At 71.4% G+C, this 259-nt stretch carries 1 protein-coding gene; it reads right to left on the reverse strand.

Features of this window, described 5'->3' with window-relative positions:
• Positions 1-259 (reverse strand): FAD-dependent oxidoreductase (locus R0J88_RS21300; protein ID WP_410901069.1); only part of this gene is annotated, 259 nt, incomplete at both ends.

Here is a 259-nt window from a genome sequence, read left to right on the forward strand (position 1 = left end):
GCAGGCGCGTGGCGGCGGGCGCCAGCACCAGGCCATTGCGGTAGTGACCGGCATTCACGTAGAGGCCATCAAGCCCCGGCACCGCGCCGATGAAGGGCGTGCCATCCGGCGTGCCCGGACGCAGGCCGGCCCAGTGATGCTCCGGCGCCAGCTCACCCAGCGCCGGCAGAATGCTCGCGGCGCTGGCATGCAGCGACTCGCGCGCCCGCGCGGTGGTGGACTTGTCGAAATCCTGATGCTCCAGGGTCGAGCCGATCAG

It is taken from the genome of Pseudoalteromonas sp. SIMBA_162 (assembly GCF_046535955.1).
Taxonomy (GTDB): Bacteria; Pseudomonadota; Gammaproteobacteria; order Enterobacterales; family Alteromonadaceae; genus Pseudoalteromonas; species Pseudoalteromonas marina.